This window comes from Photorhabdus thracensis (assembly GCF_001010285.1).
In the GTDB taxonomy this organism is placed as follows: Bacteria; Pseudomonadota; Gammaproteobacteria; order Enterobacterales; family Enterobacteriaceae; genus Photorhabdus; species Photorhabdus temperata.
In genome coordinates this window covers 2,161,942-2,180,779 of record NZ_CP011104.1, presented here as the reverse complement: position 1 = coordinate 2,180,779, position 18,838 = coordinate 2,161,942, and the positions used below count along the sequence as shown (strand labels likewise).

General features: G+C 45.1%; 18 protein-coding genes. 6 read left to right on the top strand and 12 right to left on the bottom strand.

Translation table 11 applies throughout. From position 1 onward, the window contains the following. Positions 1–16 precede the first annotated feature (16 nt). A complete protein-coding gene (gene spoT / locus VY86_RS09330) occupies positions 17–2,134 on the top strand; it encodes a bifunctional GTP diphosphokinase/guanosine-3',5'-bis pyrophosphate 3'-pyrophosphohydrolase (RefSeq protein ID WP_046974764.1) in 2,118 nt (705 codons plus the stop codon). 27 nt (positions 2,135–2,161) lie between these two features. On the opposite strand, the gene VY86_RS09325 is transcribed toward spoT, so the two are convergent. The 12 genes from VY86_RS09325 to VY86_RS09270 form a co-directional block, all read right to left on the bottom strand. Then, complete coding sequence (locus VY86_RS09325; protein WP_046974763.1) at positions 2,162–2,530, bottom strand: hypothetical protein; 369 nt, start codon at positions 2,528–2,530, stop codon at positions 2,162–2,164. Positions 2,531–2,563: 33 nt separating this feature from the next. Continuing rightward, positions 2,564–3,055 carry a CaiF/GrlA family transcriptional regulator gene (locus tag VY86_RS09320; RefSeq protein ID WP_046974762.1) on the bottom strand — a complete coding sequence of 164 codons (492 nt, stop codon included), beginning with the start codon at positions 3,053–3,055 and terminating at the stop codon, positions 2,564–2,566. Positions 3,056–3,186: 131 nt separating this feature from the next. Further along, positions 3,187–4,548 carry a hypothetical protein gene (locus tag VY86_RS09315; RefSeq protein WP_046974761.1) on the bottom strand — a complete coding sequence of 454 codons (1,362 nt, stop codon included), beginning with the start codon at positions 4,546–4,548 and terminating at the stop codon, positions 3,187–3,189. A 117-nt stretch (positions 4,549–4,665) separates the two neighbouring features. Next, a complete protein-coding gene (locus tag VY86_RS09310) occupies positions 4,666–7,404 on the bottom strand; it encodes a fimbria/pilus outer membrane usher protein (RefSeq protein ID WP_238591610.1) in 2,739 nt (912 codons plus the stop codon). 75 nt (positions 7,405–7,479) lie between these two features. Next, positions 7,480–8,274 carry a fimbrial biogenesis chaperone gene (locus tag VY86_RS09305; RefSeq protein ID WP_046974759.1) on the bottom strand — a complete coding sequence of 265 codons (795 nt, stop codon included), beginning with the start codon at positions 8,272–8,274 and terminating at the stop codon, positions 7,480–7,482. 36 nt (positions 8,275–8,310) lie between these two features. Next, on the bottom strand, positions 8,311–9,048 hold the full coding sequence (locus tag VY86_RS09300; protein WP_228985051.1) for a fimbrial biogenesis chaperone: 738 nt from the start codon (positions 9,046–9,048) through the stop codon (positions 8,311–8,313). A gap of 62 nt (positions 9,049–9,110) precedes the next feature. Next, positions 9,111–9,800, bottom strand: a complete 690-nt coding sequence (locus VY86_RS09295) for a fimbrial protein (protein ID WP_046974758.1) — start codon at positions 9,798–9,800, stop codon at positions 9,111–9,113. A 50-nt stretch (positions 9,801–9,850) separates the two neighbouring features. Continuing rightward, the gene (locus VY86_RS09290) at positions 9,851–10,573 is read right to left on the bottom strand and encodes a fimbrial protein (RefSeq protein ID WP_046974757.1); all 723 of its coding nucleotides are present in this window, start codon (positions 10,571–10,573) and stop codon (positions 9,851–9,853) included. Between the two features lie 67 nt (positions 10,574–10,640). Further along, the gene (locus tag VY86_RS09285; protein WP_238591608.1) at positions 10,641–11,267 is read right to left on the bottom strand and encodes a fimbrial protein; all 627 of its coding nucleotides are present in this window, start codon (positions 11,265–11,267) and stop codon (positions 10,641–10,643) included. After that, positions 11,251–11,991 (bottom strand): fimbrial biogenesis chaperone, encoded by a 741-nt coding sequence (locus VY86_RS09280; RefSeq protein WP_046974756.1) that lies wholly within the window; start codon positions 11,989–11,991, stop codon positions 11,251–11,253. Before VY86_RS09280 ends, VY86_RS09285 begins: the two co-directional genes overlap by 17 nt. Before the next feature lie 128 nt (positions 11,992–12,119). Beyond that, positions 12,120–12,746 (bottom strand): fimbrial protein, encoded by a 627-nt coding sequence (locus VY86_RS09275; protein WP_046974755.1) that lies wholly within the window; start codon positions 12,744–12,746, stop codon positions 12,120–12,122. Positions 12,747–13,173: 427 nt separating this feature from the next. Next, a complete protein-coding gene (locus VY86_RS09270; RefSeq protein ID WP_046974754.1) occupies positions 13,174–13,740 on the bottom strand; it encodes a tyrosine-type DNA invertase in 567 nt (188 codons plus the stop codon). Between the two features lie 429 nt (positions 13,741–14,169). On the opposite strand from VY86_RS09270, the gene recG reads away from it, so the two are divergent. The 5 genes from recG (at position 14,170) to VY86_RS22540 (ending at position 18,808) form a co-directional block, all read left to right on the top strand. Next, entirely contained in the window at positions 14,170–16,251 is a 2,082-nt protein-coding gene (gene recG / locus VY86_RS09265; protein ID WP_046974753.1) for an ATP-dependent DNA helicase RecG, read from the top strand. Between the two features lie 592 nt (positions 16,252–16,843). Then, the gene (locus VY86_RS09260) at positions 16,844–17,122 is read left to right on the top strand and encodes a hypothetical protein (protein WP_046974752.1); all 279 of its coding nucleotides are present in this window, start codon (positions 16,844–16,846) and stop codon (positions 17,120–17,122) included. Between the two features lie 94 nt (positions 17,123–17,216). Beyond that, positions 17,217–17,477 carry a hypothetical protein gene (locus VY86_RS09255; protein ID WP_046974751.1) on the top strand — a complete coding sequence of 87 codons (261 nt, stop codon included), beginning with the start codon at positions 17,217–17,219 and terminating at the stop codon, positions 17,475–17,477. 753 nt (positions 17,478–18,230) lie between these two features. Further along, complete coding sequence (locus VY86_RS09250) at positions 18,231–18,497, top strand: type II toxin-antitoxin system CcdA family antitoxin (protein WP_046974750.1); 267 nt, start codon at positions 18,231–18,233, stop codon at positions 18,495–18,497. Continuing rightward, a complete protein-coding gene (locus tag VY86_RS22540) occupies positions 18,497–18,808 on the top strand; it encodes a CcdB family protein (protein WP_052760805.1) in 312 nt (103 codons plus the stop codon). The genes VY86_RS09250 and VY86_RS22540 overlap by 1 nt, the downstream gene beginning before the upstream one ends. The last annotated feature ends 30 nt before the right edge of the window (positions 18,809–18,838 follow it).

Sequence of the window (18,838 nt, the reverse complement as noted above, 5' to 3'; positions counted from 1 at the left end):
CTACGGTAGGTCTGCCTTGTATCTGTTCGAAAGCCTGAATCAGCTTGCCCAAAAATACCTGCCCGGGGCTCAGATTGAGCTCCTCAAGCAGGCTTACTCTGTTGCGCGGGATGCCCATGAAGGGCAAACCCGTACCAGCGGTGAGCCCTACATTACTCATCCTGTCGCAGTTGCCTGCATTTTAGCCGAGATGCGTCTCGACCATGAAACGCTGATGGCCGCCTTGTTGCATGATGTTATTGAAGACACGCCCGCCACCTTTCAGGATATCGCCCAGCCTTTCGGCCCTGTGGTTGCCGGGTTAGTCGAAGGGGTCTCCAAACTTGATAAGCTGAATTTCCGCGATAAAAAAGAGGCACAAGCGGAAAATTTCCGCAAAATGGTCATGGCAATGGTGCAGGATATCCGCGTCATTTTGATCAAACTGGCAGACCGTACCCACAATATGCGCACGCTCGGCGCGTTACGCCCAGATAAGCGCCGCCGTATCGCCCGGGAAACGTTAGAGATCTACAGCCCCTTAGCCCATCGTTTGGGTATCCATCATCTGAAAACAGAGTTAGAAGAGCTGGGGTTTGAGGCCCTTCACCCTAACCGCTACCGGGTTATCAAAGAAGTGGTAAAAGCGGCCCGGGGTAACCGTAAGGAGATGATCCAGAAAATTCTGTCTGAAATCGCAGGTAGGCTGACTGAAGCCGGCATTGAATGCAAAGTCAGCGGCAGGGAAAAACATCTCTATTCTATTTACCAGAAAATGCACCTCAAAGAGCAACGTTTTCATTCAATTATGGATATCTATGCTTTTCGGGTCATCGTTAATAATGTTGATATCTGCTATCGGGTTTTGGGGCAGATGCACAGCCTGTATAAACCCCGCCCGGGCAGAGTCAAAGATTACATTGCCATCCCTAAGGCCAATGGCTATCAATCCCTGCACACTTCCCTGATTGGCCCTCATGGGGTGCCAGTCGAGATCCAGATCCGCACCGAAGATATGGATCAAATGGCTGAAATGGGCGTCGCGGCACACTGGGCTTATAAAGAACAAGGTGAATCCGGTACCGCCGCGCAAGTTCGTGCTCAACGCTGGATGCAAAGTCTGCTGGAACTACAGCAAAGTGCCGGTAGCTCTTTTGAATTTATCGAAAGTGTTAAATCTGATCTGTTTCCTGATGAGATTTACGTTTTTACCCCAAAAGGGCGCATTGTGGAATTACCCGCCGGTGCCACCCCGGTTGATTTTGCTTACGCCGTACATACCGATATTGGTCACGCCTGCGTTGGCTCACGGGTTGATCGCCAGCCATATCCATTATCTCAGTCTCTTACCAGCGGCCAAACCGTTGAAATTATTACTGCGCCGGGTGCCCGGCCAAATGCCGCCTGGCTGAACTTTGTCGTCAGTTCAAAAGCCCGCGCTAAAATTCGTCAACTGTTGAAAAATCTTAAGCGGGAAGACTCCATTGGGCTGGGGCGTCGCCTGTTAAATCACGCGTTGGGTAGTGGGAAAAAACTGGTTGATATTCCACCGGAAAGTATCAATAAAGAATTGACGAGAATGAAACTCTCGACAATAGACGATCTGCTGGCTGAAATCGGGCTTGGCAATACCATGAGTATCGTCGTCGCCCGTAATTTGCTAGGCGCGCCGCCAGAAAATACCACAAATACCTATCACAACAATGGCGCCCGTAAATTACCCATCAAAGGCGCTGACGGTGTGCTGATTACGTTTGCCAAATGTTGCCGGCCCATCCCCGGTGACCCTATCATCGCCCATATCAGTCCCGGCAAAGGGTTGGTTATCCACCATGAGTCTTGCCGTAATATCCGTGGTTATCAGAAAGAACCCGAAAAATTTATGGCCGTCGAGTGGGATCACGAGATCAATAACGATTTCACCGCCGAAATAAAAGTGGACATGTTTAACCATCAAGGGGCGCTGGCAAATCTGACCGCCGCCATTAATGCAGCCAATTCCAATATTCAGAGTATGAATACCGAAGAGAAAGACGGCCGGGTTTACTGTGCTTTTATCCGGCTCACGACTAAAGACCGTATTCAGTTAGCGAATATTATGCGCAAAATTCGGATCATGCCGGATGTGATGCGAGTCAGTCGTAACAGAAACTAAACCGGATAGCTCGTGCAAATCAGCAGGTCAACAGCCAGCAGCGCTATCTACCGGTAATGACGTCGCCGGATATGGGGCTGGCGGCATATCATCCTGGTTATCAAAGAACAGACCAATCAATACTGAATCAACCTCATCCAGTATGCGGTCTAACCAACCCTCCCCATCCACACCAAACATCAATACCAGCCCGATAGCGATAAATAACAGTGGCAAGATCCATGTTCGGCACCAATACGCTAACAGCATACGGGGATACCGCGAGTAGCGAATTTTGTTGCCCAATAAAAACCCACAGACGGCCAACAATATGATCCCGATAACCAGTACCATCCGACTTATCAGCATCCCATAAGGCATCACACACAGAACCGATAAAACCTCATCTCCCATCATGGTCCCGCCAGACAGCCTCATGTGTGATACGACTCAGAAGATAAACGGACCACTAGCCCGCTGCAAAAACCAAGTACGCATATGATTAGCTTGTGATGATGTCCGGGAGCGCGTCGACTTCACCGTTTTCGTTACCGACGCCTGACCCTTCTGAGGCATGGGTTCAACGACGGCCGTAACAATCAGCATCTGCCGGCGACTTCCTTGCTTCTCACGAAAGAAGACTTTTTCACAGGCGATCACATCACGTCGCTCATTGTAGATATAATTCATCACATCTGTTGCCCGGCGTTCTGTCACTCGGAACACCTGGCTGATTTCACTTTTGGTAAATCCACTCCCCTTCAATAATCCCCAATACGCGACTGCCATGTACAACGGTGTATCCTTCAAATGAGACAAACAGGCTGGCAGCCGAAAATCCCCATGATTACTTTGTTTGCCGGTAATAGTCTGACCTCCAGGCAAATCGGTCTGGCTGCCGCTTATCTGAAGCAGCATTGAATCATTAACATTGATTGTCATTTTAATCTCCACTGGTGACTAACGGGTCAATTTGTTACCACATGAGAAATGAAATAGTGTGATTTATTGAGATGAAGTACCTATGGCGGCTAAGCCACCATGCCATATTTAAATACCTTGCCAGCACAGCGTTATTTCATGACTAGAGTTGCCTCCATAGACGTTTTGAACTCACCAGAAAGCTTGGGGTCTATCGCCTTCGTTTGCCAAAGCTGCACAGAAAACCTGTTGAAAGAATGATGAGAATAATACACTACATTTTTTTTAATTTTTTTCACGGCTGACTTATCATCTACATTAAAAACCAGCACACTTTTAGGGGCAGTCGCTGAACCAAATGTTACTGGCTGACCAATCTGGTTGCCGCCTACAAGCTTAGTCTGTATGCCTAGAACTCGCGGCAACACTTTTATCTCCAACGCGTTACCGAAGTCCTTACCCCCCCCAGTCTTATCATTGGTGTTCATCACTATACTTTTACCATCAACACCGAGATACTCGGTAGAAAAATTCACAATGGCTACGCCTGTATCGTCCTTATTGGGTGTATCGCATACAACACTTATCAATACATCAGCTGTCTCTACCGTTGCCCGGTGTAACTCTTTTGGGAATATCGCGTCCGACGGCTCCCGGCGAATCTCTCCTAAATCAAAATCCTCACTAGACTGACTTTCAAAAATACACTCCGGAGGGGATATCACTGTTACAGGGTCTTTGATAGTCGGAAGAATTGGTCTGGACCACCACATAAAATCCCCTCCATCAATTAAAATACCCACAGGTGCATGAACATTCTGGGTTTCGAATTCAACTTTTTCATCGGCCTTTCGCTCCCATGAAAAATTTACCCCTTGACAAGACACATCAAAAGAAAGGTCACTTAGTTCTGCCTTTGCTACACTCTCATCATCCTGATTACCAGTAGTTCTCGCCACGAGCGCTACTGGTGATTTAGAATACTTTGTCCCTGTACCATCGATATCCACCGCCATGTTTTCCTTGGGAATGGCTACTCCTGGACGACCATTTGTAAATTTGGCTTCAATTGAGCATTCGTAACGGCCTGAAACCACTCTCGGGACTTTAAAAATTTCCCCATGCCCTGCTTTGAGCCGGAACTTGACCTGATCCAACGTTTTACTACTACCCCACTGCATAGACAGTGTTGGAAACACATCTTTTAAGGTCGCTTTACCCGTTGCCGGATAAGTGATTATTCCGTCACTCCACTTTACCTTTCGAGCAGGCCCCAGAGCGTCAATGGCGCGATCAGCATTCCAATTTATTGTCGGCGCGGCGAACAGTGTGGGAGAAGAAAAGATACCCATGGATAGGCATATCATCCCCACCCATATCGGCATCGACCACCAGCGACAATGAACCACCATCCAACTCATATCCTGTTTTATCTTGTTAATAAATGTCTTATTCGTCTTCATCGGCTGCCCAACCGGGAGTAACTTCCCAGTTGTCCTGTTAGAAATTTTCATTCGTTGATACACCCCATCCCGACCAGATTACATCCGCCTTTCAGAGGGTCCTCTTCCTAATAATTATGGTTTTCCCCATTAGGTTGTCAGTGCAGAACCACAACACATTGCCTCATCTTAACGACAGGTTTCGTTCAATTGCCTCATTGGATTCCAGCGTTTATCTGCCTTCGCCTTTACCGGAGGGGGCCCCAGGTTAAATGCCACCTCGCACTGCTTGTCCGGTGTACTGCCCCACTTCACTTTCAGTACCCCGCTGGGTGGCATACCACTCAGATACACTTGTCCACCCTCCCCGACTATCGCGGCCAGATTTGTGTCTGTATCCCCTTTAAGCCCCGCCATTGCCCCAAACGGCACAGGCTTACCGTTATAGGTCAAATTCATCAGCAACTGCTGCCCAATACGCACGGGGTAATCCACCATCACAACCGCACCACTCGTCGGGAATACGTTCTTGCTACCCTGTGCCATGTCAGCCCCTTCCGGCAGCGATGACGGATCTAAACTGATACTATTACGGCTGTACGTCTGGGCATAAGGCACAACCGCATATCCCCAGCGATTAGTAGTCACCGAGCTGGAATTCATCACACGAATACCTGCAACCCCCGATGTCCGCACTAATACAGCAGCATCACCAATACGCGATGCCAAAGTAACGCCATGCTGATGTGCAATCAGCCCTCCACTAAACCCGTAGTTCACACCACGTCCCCCCCATGAATCGTAGTTGTATCCCAAGTTGGCTTGCCCAAAGGAACCAAGATATCCCATTGACACTGACCCGCTGCGCCCTCTCCCTTTATTCGCCTGACTCTGCGATACGTTCCAAGACAGACTATTATCATCCAGCACCGATCCGCCTATGCCCAACTGGTTATTACTGCGTCCCGTACTATCACGGGAAAAACTATAGTTAGCATACGCATTATTCAGCGCCGCATAGGAGCCAAACAGACTCAGTGGAACGTTTACGTTCAACGAAATTTGCCGGTTTTCAGGCCAGTCGCCGTTACCGCGCATGCGATCAATGCTGTAATTAAGCCCCCAGCCCACACGGTAGAAGGAACCATTCAATCCCATCGATAGGGTGGTGTTAGTTTTAGAGCTTCCCCAGTAGTTATCCCGCTGACCACTGAGCCACAGAGAATAGTTACCGGGCAATGACTGGCTCAGTCGCATCTGCCAACTACTGCGTCGCCGCTCAGACATCCAAGAAGGGAGTTCTCCCCAAACACTGTAGCCTTGAGTATTCGCATCCGAAAAACTCAGGTAATTACGTGTGGAATAGCGGTACGCGGTTAAATCCACCGTCGTGCCAGTGGTCAGCATGCTTTTCGAATATTTAGCGCGGTAAGATTCCCCACGCAGGATGTCAGGCGTATTTTGTAACCGGGTCCGGGAAGTCGTGATATCCGCAGATAACGCCCCCATCATGCCCAGAGAGAGCCCGGTTCCCAGCGCCGCGGATTGGTACGATTGCGCCACCAGGCCACCACCGTATAACGTGACGTTACCAGGCAGACCGTAAATCATCGAGGCCATACCAAACACCGGCTTACGTATACCGCTGCCATATCCACTACTGTAATAACGCCCGGCGGCCACTTCGTACTTGAATTGCCCCTGCCGCAACATCATAGGCAGACTGGAATAAGCCTGAGTGAACCCATGGTGAGTACCATCGGCCTCAGTTATCGTTACCTGCAAGTCGCCTCCGACACTGCTGCCCACTAAGTCTGTGATACGAAATGGACCGGGTGCCACGTTGGTTTGATAAATCACACTGCCATTCTGCGTCACCGTAATCTGAGCATTGGATTTAGCTATCCCACTGATAATCGGCGCAAAACCACTCAGCCTGCCGGGCATCATCGGGTCACTGGTGGCAAGCCCAATACCACGATAAGGAAAACCATCAAATACCTGACCTGCCACACTACCGGTCGAGGTATCCCCTATCGTCAGATCACTGCGTAACGCCACCACGTCCCGCTGCAAATAGGTTTGCTGAAAGTTCCAATGTTGCTGGGATTCGGTCGTTTTTTTCACTGCGTCATTGAATGAGTCATACCGGTTATAAGTTTGACTGCTATAAGAATAAGTAGCCGTATTACGAAGACGCCAAGCCCCCAGATTCAATCTAGAATTGAAGTTACCGAACAGACTCTGACTAGTCTGTTTATTACCAAATTGTGAGCGTTGATTCTGGCTGCCATTGATGCTGTAGTTCAGCAAAAAAGCCGGAATGCCCTCCTGCCATAACTTCGGATCAACCAGGCCATTCGTTAAAGGCTTCATCGCTATTTGGGGTACGCTCACATTCAGCCGCATCTGGGAAAAGTTCAAGCGGGCCGCCGCTTGGGGAATCAATTTACCCAACGGACTCTCTATCGGCTTATCCACCGGCAATGCTTTCAACGCTGGTATGCCGCTGATATTAACACCAGCCGCTTCCAACAAATCTGGGGTAAGTACCGGCGTCAGCTCGGCATTACCCTCGCTATGACGCTGGAACGTAATATCACGCGTATCAAAAAAAGTACCATTCACGTAGATATCAACACGGTAAGTTCCCGGCGCCTGACCTCCTACGGTCTCAAACTGTGATAAGTCTACCGGTTGACCGGAATTCGAACCAAAGCCCAATAAAGCCGGATCAAAATAATCACGCGCTGTTGCCTGAGCGCTCCATCCCGTCAGAAATACCAGCATCACCCGACAAAAAACGAGAGAACCCCCCATTTGGTGCTTTGATAGGGTAAGAGAAGTAGAAATACCTTGATTTACACAACGACAACAAGTAAACGGCCGTTTTGAACGACAACTTATTGCCGGAATCAACACTTTCATTCTTAATTACCATCTCTTATTTAACATATAGAGGTTCATTGCTCATATCTATTCTGTCGATATCTTGCAACATCGCTATTGACCACTGCCGGATACGGCAATAGATCTACTCTCTTCATCAGTGTCTAACCCAAACTCATCAATAGCACGCCACGATACAGTGACATGACTACCAGGAGACACTTTACCTGCCGGCAGCGACCAGCTCTGCTGACCAAAGGGTGGCACCATCCTAAACAAATCCTTGCCCGGTACAGCAAACGAACTTACATGCAAAGTCTGCAACGTTATCCAAAACGGTGACGGATTAGTCAGCATCACGACATCCTCTTTTACTGACGCGCTTAACTGTTTCACCGCACCGGCAACCCCCTCTTTTGGTATCCCTTCAGGACGGTAGAACAATTTCACCGCCAGAGCTGTCACCATTTTCATCTTGCCAGAGCCATCTCTAGATACTGGTAATTGTTTCTCAGAAGGCAACATATGCAGATTCAGAAAGAACAGAGATTCTCGATCTTTCGGCAAAACCCCACCAATACGAAGAATTTTCAACACCAGCCGTTCATCTGCCCCCACCTTCGCAATCGGCGGAATAACGATAAATGGTGCCTTAGCCCCCAGCGGTAAACCGGTCTCTGGGTTTAGTTCTTGTACGATTGACTGAATGAGATAATTGTTGTCGCTGTTATTAATGAGTGTCGAAGAGACTCCGTTGCTGGATGATTCAGGATAAATCACACGAGTGTCATTGAGATACAACCCCTTCAGACTCTCTGCTGCCCTGAGTGGCAATACCGGTAATATTATTGCCAGAACACATGACACAGTTATAACGATCTGTTTTATTGAAATATTACGCTCCACCATGTCATGCTCTTCCAATTTCAAAATATAAAAACATACTTAGTCGGCCCGTAACGTACCGCTCTGTAGTCTACTCACTCCACCGGCATCGGTGATCATCGACCATGTCACTTTACTTCCCGCCGTACCTGCCAAGGAAAAAGTCATCTGGCCGAAAGGGGCCAACATTGACGGGGCTTTGTTAAGATCTACTGCCTTGCCATCAAATTTCAATTGGGCAAAAGTCTGGTAATACGGTGTTGGGTTAGTCACTACGACAGTATTGCCTGCTCGTATAAATGTCAGTCGGCCATAGGCCTGCTCCGGTGTCATCGGCAGCTTATCTGGCCGGTAGATAAGTTTAATATTCATCCCCAGCGCAATAGACAGAGATGCACCAATCTCTCCTGGTTTTCCATTGCCATTGGCCTTGCTCTCATCTAGTGTTTTCTTCGCCGGAATCGCATTAATACGAAAACGAAACAGAGACTCACGATCAGCTGGGAAATCACCGCCGGTACGTATAACTCGCATCACGTTCAAGCTATTACCCTCCATACGAAACAACGGAGGCAACACGGTAAACTCCGATGAACGGGTATTTGAGTTATCTCCCGGAGTCACAGCAGCTTGTATTAGATACACCTCATCGCCTGAATTCTGCAATGACATGCTTTGCACCTTGTCGCCCTGATGATAAATAATACGTGTCTTCCTCAACATAAGACCCGCATGTGCTGGTGACGATGCCATAACCGCCCATATCGCCAGCATTCCCATGACTATCATCTTTTTCATATATCCCACTTCATCTCAGAGAATCAGATAAAATCCCTTGAATACACCCGGCTTAACACCATCTACTGATACACGAACTCAAAATGTATACTCACATTCGCTATTCCTCCGCATAATACATTGGTATCGTTACTCTCTGTTTTACACGTTGCTGGATTCTTTTCATCGCCCACACCTCCCACATACGCCCTGAACCTCCTCATTGTTCCCTCCAATTTCCCACCATTTCCTTTTACACTGTCTGAGAGGTCTACCCTATACGGGTCAGTCTCATCCCTTACCTGTACAAACTTGTTAGTTTTTTCGTCTAATATCCTAACTCCTACTCCTTTGGCAGTAGAAGAACCATCCATGAAAAGCTCCGGATCTGTTATGGCAGGCGCATCACTCCATATGTAGAAAGCGGGTTTTGATTCGCCTAGATCACAGTCACTAAACATAAAGTTCAGTTCTAAGGGATCTCTTGCGATATATTTGCTATTTCTGAGTTCACTGGCATAGACCGGAGCGAAACCATCATCATAAACCCCGGCAAAGCTGGATCCATTCACACTCAACACACAGGTCGGAGGCAATAACATGCCTCTGAAATTGATTGTACGATTCGTATCTGGATCCTTCGCCTGCACTGGAAAAGTCGTCACACAACCGATGGTCCATCCAATCAGCATCATGAAGAGCAACACATATTTTGCCCTGCTGTGATATGCCATTAATTCACTGTTTATAAGGTTGCTATTTTTCGTTTTCATCTAATTCTTTCCGCCTCTCCCAATTTTTATCATCCGTGATAAATCACACCTCACGGATAAGAATATGTAAATGTGACGTGCGCAATCAGCGTGCCGGGTTGAATAATCTTACTATCTCTTCCACGTGCGATTGCTACCATTACATACATCTCAACACTGCCCTCATCAAATTCAACCTGGAACGGGAACTCCATTTCCTGATGATTGATTGACAAGTGATCATTCAGCCCTATTTTCTTCTTCTCATTTTCTTCGATTAAAATAATAAACCCCAGCCCCTCAGAGGTACCAGAATCACCGGAACTAGGATCACTAAATATTGAACCATATTCACCGTCGATGGTATTTCCAGATACAGTGATCCTGGGTGTAAGGCCGAGACTCTCCGGATCGCCACAATTCGTTAATTTCAGCTTAAATGACTTGGGGGCTGATACATCCCCTTCATGACTAAACTCCTCCGCCGCCAGCAGGGAACCAAAATTCAGCTCCGAACCCTTCATATCACCACCACCGATCTCTATGTCACAAGGATCAGGAAAAACACTTACACGCAGTATTACGTCTACCCCACTCGTGATCGTCGGTGGGTACTTGGGCCCGGTCTTGGAGTCATCAGCCATGACGCTGCTTGCCAAGAACAGCAGAACCATTACAGAACTCCAGCAGAAGCAGCGCATCACAACCTGCAATACCGGGTTTCTACCCTTGGGCAGGAAGGTCGACGGGTCATTCAGCCTGCTTTTTTTTTGTTCTGTCGCTGTCCCAAACATCGTGCTCACCTCAAATTAACCCTATCACTCTTCTGTTAACGCGATATCACGCTGCAATGCCGATACATCAACGATAATTAAACGTAAACGTCAGTGTAGCCTTGATTTTTCCTGCCTTTTTGCAGACCGCTACCGTCTGCCCGCCTGCCAAAGCACATACCAGTGAAAATTTCACCGGCACAGTAGGCGTTTTATCGTTTACGATTGTGCCTTTATTAGCCAGATGAAACGGTTCATCGTCCTTTAAATCTGGGGACCATTCTGTTCCACTAAACTTCTTCAATTGCACAGTGATGCCCACTGCCGTTGAAGCTTCGTTTTTTTCATCTGCCCCTTTATCACGAAACAAGCTCTTATCATTCGTACCAACATGATTTCCGGTAACGGTAATCGTGGGAGTAATACTGTTGCTATTGACCACACTCGTGCAATTTCTCAGCGTAATCTGAATTTCCCTGTTAACTTTTCCTAATACCAAGTCTGCAAACTGCACTATGCCCAGCTCGATATTATTGCTGTCCACAATGACATCACACGTGCCTTGCGTAATTTCGGCCCTAAATGTGGCCCCAACAGAATTCGCTGCCCACAAGGGACCAGAAGAGAGCCACAGAACCCCACCCATGCCGATGTAATTCAGGTACCTGCGTAGATGCTGAACCCTTGAGATATCGGCTTTACTGAATTTCACCATCGAAGTTCTCTCCACCGCCGAGATCGCTAATCACCGCCCATTCCACCTTCTTTTTATTCTGACTATTCTGAGCGGGATAAACATGGGTGCTGAAAGGTGCCAACATTTGTGGATGACTGTCAGAAAACTTCACCGGCACACCATCAACTTTAATCTGGGTAAAACTGATGTGATAAGGCGAATTATTACTAACTTGAACGCCCCCGGAAGCATGGGTAAAACGCAGCGCTTTGTATGCCTGCTCTGGCGTACCCACTAACCCCGTTGGCCGATAAAATAGTTTGATGGTATTGCCGATGGCATAGACTACTCCACCCGCAATCTTGTCACCTTCAAGACGCTGCCCAGAAGGCTTACTGCTGGGAATAGCAGCAGCATTAAAATAAAAGACACTCTCCCGGTCAGTCGGCAACTTGCTGGTATCACCTAAGATGTGCAGGACATTGGTTCCTTTAGGGTCCAAACGAAATAAAGGAGGCGTGACGTAAAATGGTGTTTTACCCTTGCCATCAACGGTGCGAGTAATTTTAGTTGTCACTAGGTAAGGGATATTGGTTGTTGTATTGCGCACCGAGACTATTGTTTCAGCTTTATCCTGTGGAAAAATAATACGTGTAGCATTGATGCCAAACCCGCCTTCAGCCAGACTCTGTGGCGCGAACAAAAACGCGCTCAATACCAAGCCTTTTATTATTATGTTAGGAAGTCGGAGTTTATTAATCATTTTTTGTTTCTCATATCTTGGCTCAACCAGCCAGTAGTTGCCTAATAAAAGGCATCATCCAATCATCTAGGATTTTTCATCGAAGAAGCCTGAAGAAAGGCTCCTCAGGCTGGTTATTGAATCAACAATCATTCATACGCTATGGAAAAGTTAAGAGGAGCATGAATGTGCTGAGGAGATGGTTTATCAACCGTTGACGCCATATAAGCTTTAAAGACCACAGACTTGTTATTAAAGTCTGCCGCTTGAGGAGTTGTACCACTTGGTGAAGCTAATACGATACGGCTGTCTTTCTTAAGAAGCTCTTCCGTTCCATCAGCAGAACCATCAACCTTATAGGTTAATGCAACACCCGCATTTGGAATTTGCCCCTCCGCATTACCCTGACCATCATTAAATATGTCAGTGCTTGTTGCTATCGTAGTCCCTGACACCAGCAGCTTAAGTGATTTTTTTGCCGTAACAGTACCATCACAGCCACTGACACCAACAGTAAAAGTTTCATATCCATTAACAACACGCATGCCCGCAAATTTATCCGCACCAGTCTTGAATTCATCTGGCTTATGGTTACCCAAACTCACATCACCGTTTTTTACACCACTGGTAATGTCACATGTCACATCCGAGACAGTACCAGTAACAGTTACTGTGGCATTATGCCCCCCTTTATTCACCACCTCATCTGCCAAAGCAGCCGAAGCTGCCCCCAAAACCAACGCCGCCACGACGCTTATCTTTAATATCTTTTTCATTTCATTAATCCCGCTTAACTATAGAACAAAAATCAGACTTAACTTTACATACCATTTGCTGATTATCAGCAACACTTAGCTGTACATAAAATTGTCAATTAGGACCATTTTGACAATTGAGATACACATTAGAATTTATGTTCAAAAATTCGCCACATATAAAATAATTCAATGACCACTCACAAAATTTAAGAATATTTTATTGTTGAATCCTAAAAATAAGAGCAACAATTTCAAAAAAGGAACCTGGGAAAGGAGGTATTTTAAGGTATTGCAGGGAAAAATTAGGTTATTTTGGTATAGCTGTGTTAGAATACATAATGCTTTACAAAGATATACAATTCTGTATCTTTCTTTATTAGAAAAGTTTCAGTATAGTTTCGTGGTTGATGTATCTCAATTGTCAAAATGGTCCTAATTGTAGTGATTAACGTTTGCCTTTCACGCCCCAAACTCCTTGAAAACGTTCAGCATTACTCGCTGTATAACGTACAGTGTGACGAATGTTTTTATGTCCAAGATAATCTTGTATCAGTCGGGTATCCACTCCCCGGTCTGCAAGGGCAAAACCACAGGCATGACGCAACATATGCGGATGCGGAACGACAGCAATATTCGCCAATTGCCCTAATCGACTAATAATCTGGTAAATCCGCTGACGCGTAAGTGGCTTCCCAGAGCGTGACAAGAACAACCAATCACTATCTGCCCCCAAGAAAGTTTTGCGCACTTTGAGCCATGACTTAATCGCCCGAACTTCACGGAGCAACAGAGGATGGTTAGTACAAAATCCTCCTTTTAACCGCCGGATATACAGGCATCGCTCTTTCAATTCCATATCAGATAACCGTAAATGTCTGGCTTCGCTGACACGAAAACCATGGATAAAACTCATGTACACTAGACAATAGTTCCGCTCTGGATTAGCACCGACTTTCGCCATTTCCAGCATGCTTTCTACTTCCGACTGAGTCAGATATTTTCTTTGGCCCATGACTATTTCTCCAAACATATTGATAGCATAACCCGGCTATTATTCCCCCTGACAGAATCGTTCCCAACTTCGAGACATAAGCCAGCAACAGACAGAACCTGGGAATAAAATACACACCATTAATTTGCCCAAATGGTATGTTGTTCACCGGGGCCACAGAGGGTTATACAGATGAGAGGTAGGATTTAAACACCTTTTTTTGATTATTTTTTCATCATTACGGGAGCGTGCTGTTAAATTTGGTTGATAACCTTGATGATTACAGATGCTTACCCGCAGTGTATTGACATGATTTTCAACCAATTATTAGGAAAATATTACGTTGATTACATTAACCCGGTCTGTATTATTATGGAAAATAAGCAAGACCGGTTCGCAACTAATGAAACATGACGAACTGTCAAGCAATCAATGGAGAGAAGAAATTGTATGAAAGGCCAACTGCTTGATGCCATCCCTTTAACTTCCCTGCATGGCGTCGGAGCAAGTCAGGCAGCTAAACTGGCAAAAATGGGCCTGATCAACTTGCAGGATCTGCTATTGCACTTCCCTCTTCGTTATGAAGACCAGACCCGCCTTTATACGATTAATGATCTTTTACCGGGTATCCATGCCACAGTCACCGGTGAAATTCTCCATACCAATGTTATTTTTGGCCGCCGCCGGATGATGACCTGCCAAATCAGTGATGGCACTGGTGTACTTACACTGCGTTTTTTTAATTTCTCTGCGGCAATGAAAAACAATCTGGCAAAAGGGAAGCAGGTTGTTGCTTACGGTGAAATCAAAAGAGGTAGTCAGGGAGCGGAGATTATTCATCCTGAATATAAGATTCAAAATTATGCTGGAAATGTACGTCTTCAAGAAACATTAACGCCTATTTATCCTATGACGGAAGGTGTTCGTCAGGCGGCTCTCCGTAAGCTGATTGAGCAGGCCCTGCAATTGCTTGATACCTGTGTGATCAACGAACTCCTGCCGGGAGAGTTAAGCCGTTCTATGATCAGCCTGCCACAAGCATTACATACTCTGCACCGTCCCACACCAGATATTGTGCTGGCTGATCTGGAAACCGGCAAACACCCGGCTCACCGCCGTCTGATCCTGGAAGAACTTCTGGCTCATCATTTGAGTATGTTAGAAGTTAGAGCGGGTGCACAACACCATCATGCTCAGTCGCTGCCGACTGAAAACAAGTTAAAACAGCAATTCCTCAACCGTCTGCCATTTTCTCCAACTAATGCGCAGCAACGGGTTGTAGCGGAAATTGAGCAAGATCTGGCAAAAGATGTTCCGATGATGCGATTGATTCAGGGCGATGTAGGTTCAGGAAAAACCCTAGTTGCTGCTCTGGCTGCGTTACGGGTTATTGCTCATGGCAAACAGGTTGCCCTGATGGCACCGACTGAACTACTGGCAGAACAGCATGCAAATACCTTCCGGCAATGGCTGGAACCTTTGGGGATTCAGATCGGCTGGCTAGCCGGTAAGCAAAAGGGGAAAGCGCGTCAGAAACAACAGGAAGCCATTGCCAGCGGTCAGGTCGCCATGATTGTTGGTACGCATGCCATGTTTCAGGAACAAGTGAAGTTTTCCGGTCTGGCGCTGGTGATTATTGATGAGCAACATCGGTTTGGTGTTCATCAACGTCTGGCTTTGTGGGAAAAAGGATGTGAACAGGGTTTTCATCCCCACCAATTGATTATGACGGCAACCCCGATTCCCCGTACCTTAGCCATGACCGCTTATGCCGATCTCGATACTTCTATTATTGATGAATTGCCACCGGGAAGGACACCAGTAACCACTGTCGCGATCCCGGATACACGCCGTGAAGAGGTTATCAAACGGATCAAAAATGCCTGTCTTGATGAAAATAGACAAGTCTATTGGGTTTGTACGCTAATTGAGGATTCCGATGTGCTGGAAGCTCAAGCCGCGCAAGTCACCAATGAAGAGCTGACTCTCGCCTTGCCGGAATTAAAAGTCGGGTTGGTACATGGCCGAATGAAAGCCGCAGAAAAGCAGGCAGTGATGGAGGCTTTCAAATGTGGAGAATTACAGCTTCTGGTCGCCACAACGGTTATCGAAGTGGGCGTGGATGTGCCGAATGCCAGTTTGATGGTTATTGATAACCCGGAACGGCTCGGCTTGGCGCAACTTCATCAATTACGTGGCCGAGTTGGCCGTGGCGCTATCGCTTCTCATTGTGTTCTACTTTACAAAACGCCGCTGAGCAGTACCGCCAGAATTCGCCTGCAAGTGCTTAGAGACAGTAACGATGGTTTTGTTATCGCACAAAAAGATCTGGAAATTCGCGGCCCCGGGGAGTTATTAGGAACACGCCAAACTGGGAATGCGGAACTTAAGGTAGCTGATTTACTAAGAGATCAGGGAATGTTGCCGGAAGTTCAGCGTATTGCCCGGCATATTCACCAACACTATCCTGAACATGCCCGTGCCTTGATTGAACGCTGGTTACCGGAACGGGTACATTATGGTAATGCGTGATTGAGAACATACCCGTCATCTTTCAAGTTGCCTCTTTGTTGGCTGCACTCGCTCACCCCGGTCACATCGTTATCTATGCTCCCGGGGATTCGCTCCCTTGCCGTCGCGATCCATCTTGAAATCCATAGGGTATATATCAGAGCAGTTTTTTTGTTTTTCAACTCTGCCAAAAATAGGGATATTTGGTTTTATCCAATCATTAAGATGCTCTGCTATAGAGCTTTCTTTTAATTATTCTATTAAATTGTTAATGTATTATTGCTAAAGGAATGGAAAATAGAACTACAATTATTCCTAAATTAGCACCAGCGTTAAAATATATCCCCAGAAAATACAATAGATAAATCTATGATAGGAAATTCTCATCAATGTAATATTGAATTACTAAATTTAAATAGTACATATTTCTATTAACCCAATGAATGTAATTTTAAATATTTTCTTTTCGAAGTATAAAACCTTGATGGGGGTCACACAAATAATAGTTTTGTTGGTCTTTTTTATCCTATACTTATATTTCATTATGGTACATGTTAGGATGTTTTTAAATTAGAGCTAAATAAATCTACGTTGATATAATGGAGAGGTTAATATGATTTATGTCAAAAGTCTTTCAGAGAATATGGTTAAAGTTGCAATTAGCAAATGGAGTAGTGAAGAAGGTAATGACGAATATTTTGAAATTAATCCAGGAGAGGTGGCTCAATGGAATAGATCAGATCAGCGCGGTTTTTTAATGTCAGTAGCACGAAAAAATAGTGTTACATTGTTATATTCAATAAGATTAAACGGCTACATAATTATTTATGATAACTCAGTTGAAAATAACGGCAGCCGGATAAATTCTTTATATTCGATACCATCTGTCTAAAAAAGTTTATTATCGCATTAGTTTTTTTAATTTAATTTTTTCGTATTCCATTGAATTAAATGCAAATATTCATTATTGATATAGTGGAGGATTTATGATTTATGTTAAAAATCTCTCAACTGAACCGGTTAAAGTTTCGGTTAATAAATGTGGAGAGGAAGGTAGAGAGGAATATTTAGCTCTTGATTGTGAAGATGTCAAGGTGTGGGATCTATCCGATACGCATGGTTTTATATTGTCAGTAATACAGAGAGGTATTGAAAAATCATATTCTGCTTCTCATAACAGTTTTATTATTATTTTTGATGATTATATACAAGATAGTGGCACCAATATACCTCATCAAGAGAAATAAATGAGAGCTTGTCATCCGATTTAATTGAGTGTTAGATAAAATTAAATCACCATAATCAGGAATGGAATCTCCATTCCTGAGCTATTTATATTCAACGGTTTGCTACTTTCTCCCCTAATGCTTGTTTTTCTGCTTGATTGATAAAGATATTTCCAGCCTCTTTATAATTAATCAGTTGTTTTATCAACTTCCGCTGACAGAATTTCCAGACTGGGTGTTTAGCACCAATATTTGATGAATCAGATAATAGAAAAAAGTTATCGACTGATACCTATAGGTTAATACTAAATTGATTTTTTGGTAGTTTGTTGTTGATTATTTTTATCGATAAAGCGTAAAAATTAAAATTATGAGACTTGGGAAACAGAATTTAGGGGGGATATACATCTTTACTGCTACTTTTATTAATACGCAAACATGTAACTTAATTTACTAAGTATTAACCGTAAAGCAAAGCATAAAAATCACCAAGGATGGCGTAATATCTTTTCTGTTTATAAAAAAGTGAGTTATTTTGGTTTTTTTAAGATTTACGTTCCAAACTATTTCGTAGAGAGCGGAAGTGATGAGATTTCAAATGAATACTCGATAAGCTGAATTATTATATTTTTCTCAGCTATTGGTTAATGGACGATAATAACAAAATAATACTTAATAGATTAACTAATCATATTCACTATGCTCTTTCAGCTTAGAACCCCTTGATGATGCTCACTATCTGCTATAGTTTTATGCGCATAGATGAGGTATCTGATGAAAAGACAATGCGTCTCAACCGTAGAACGAAAACAATCCGGTAAACGTAGTACAAATGTGTATTTGACCGCTAAAGTGGTAGATGAAGCCCGTGATTTAGGGATCAACTTATCAGCGACACTAGACAAAATGTTGTCCGATGTTGTTCGCGAGAAAAGAAAACAGCTATGGAAAACTGAAAACAAAGCCGGTATCCACGTTTTCAATGAATTTGAGCGCGGTACAGGGCTATTTACCGATGATGATGAATACGGGGTTATTTGATGGCTCAGTACGCTGCTTACCGCAACAAATCCCCTAAATCGAGGGAGCAATACCCTTTCATTATCGACATTCAGAATGGCTTATTAAACGATTATGATTCACGGGTAATAATGCCAATTGCTCTGCTGTCAGATAAAAATTCACGCGTCAAAGCGTTAACGCCAGTGATTGAGATTAAAGGTGATCAATATGTCGTTATTACAAAGTCAGTGATAACGGTAGCAAAGAGCAAGTTAAAAGCTGCGGATATCGTCTGTGTTATGCCGGGTATTCACTCCGATATCATGGCAGCTTTAGCAATTGCCCCGTAAACCGTCGCCCAATCGGGCGGCGATATAAGG

What these genes read in the sequence shown, in the direction of transcription:
- VY86_RS09320 (WP_046974762.1), bottom strand. Translation starts at nt 3,055, where the DNA reads ATGACAATCAATGTTAATGATTCAATGCTGCTTCAGATAAGCGGCAGC.
- VY86_RS09300 (WP_228985051.1), bottom strand. Translation starts at nt 9,048, where the DNA reads ATGAAAAAGATGATAGTCATGGGAATGCTGGCGATATGGGCGGTTATG.
- VY86_RS09280 (WP_046974756.1), bottom strand. Translation starts at nt 11,991, where the DNA reads ATGATTAATAAACTCCGACTTCCTAACATAATAATAAAAGGCTTGGTA.
- VY86_RS09310 (WP_238591610.1), bottom strand. Translation starts at nt 7,404, where the DNA reads ATGAAAGTGTTGATTCCGGCAATAAGTTGTCGTTCAAAACGGCCGTTT.
- VY86_RS09285 (WP_238591608.1), bottom strand. Translation starts at nt 11,267, where the DNA reads ATGGTGAAATTCAGTAAAGCCGATATCTCAAGGGTTCAGCATCTACGC.
- VY86_RS09305 (WP_046974759.1), bottom strand. Translation starts at nt 8,274, where the DNA reads ATGGTGGAGCGTAATATTTCAATAAAACAGATCGTTATAACTGTGTCA.
- VY86_RS09260 (WP_046974752.1), top strand. Translation starts at nt 16,844, where the DNA reads ATGATTTATGTCAAAAGTCTTTCAGAGAATATGGTTAAAGTTGCAATT.
- VY86_RS09250 (WP_046974750.1), top strand. Translation starts at nt 18,231, where the DNA reads ATGAAAAGACAATGCGTCTCAACCGTAGAACGAAAACAATCCGGTAAA.
- recG (WP_046974753.1), top strand. Translation starts at nt 14,170, where the DNA reads ATGAAAGGCCAACTGCTTGATGCCATCCCTTTAACTTCCCTGCATGGC.
- VY86_RS09275 (WP_046974755.1), bottom strand. Translation starts at nt 12,746, where the DNA reads ATGAAAAAGATATTAAAGATAAGCGTCGTGGCGGCGTTGGTTTTGGGG.
- VY86_RS09290 (WP_046974757.1), bottom strand. Translation starts at nt 10,573, where the DNA reads ATGTTTGGGACAGCGACAGAACAAAAAAAAAGCAGGCTGAATGACCCG.
- VY86_RS09255 (WP_046974751.1), top strand. Translation starts at nt 17,217, where the DNA reads ATGATTTATGTTAAAAATCTCTCAACTGAACCGGTTAAAGTTTCGGTT.
- VY86_RS09315 (WP_046974761.1), bottom strand. Translation starts at nt 4,548, where the DNA reads ATGAAAATTTCTAACAGGACAACTGGGAAGTTACTCCCGGTTGGGCAG.
- VY86_RS09270 (WP_046974754.1), bottom strand. Translation starts at nt 13,740, where the DNA reads ATGGGCCAAAGAAAATATCTGACTCAGTCGGAAGTAGAAAGCATGCTG.
- VY86_RS09325 (WP_046974763.1), bottom strand. Translation starts at nt 2,530, where the DNA reads ATGATGGGAGATGAGGTTTTATCGGTTCTGTGTGTGATGCCTTATGGG.
- VY86_RS09295 (WP_046974758.1), bottom strand. Translation starts at nt 9,800, where the DNA reads ATGAAAACGAAAAATAGCAACCTTATAAACAGTGAATTAATGGCATAT.
- VY86_RS22540 (WP_052760805.1), top strand. Translation starts at nt 18,497, where the DNA reads ATGGCTCAGTACGCTGCTTACCGCAACAAATCCCCTAAATCGAGGGAG.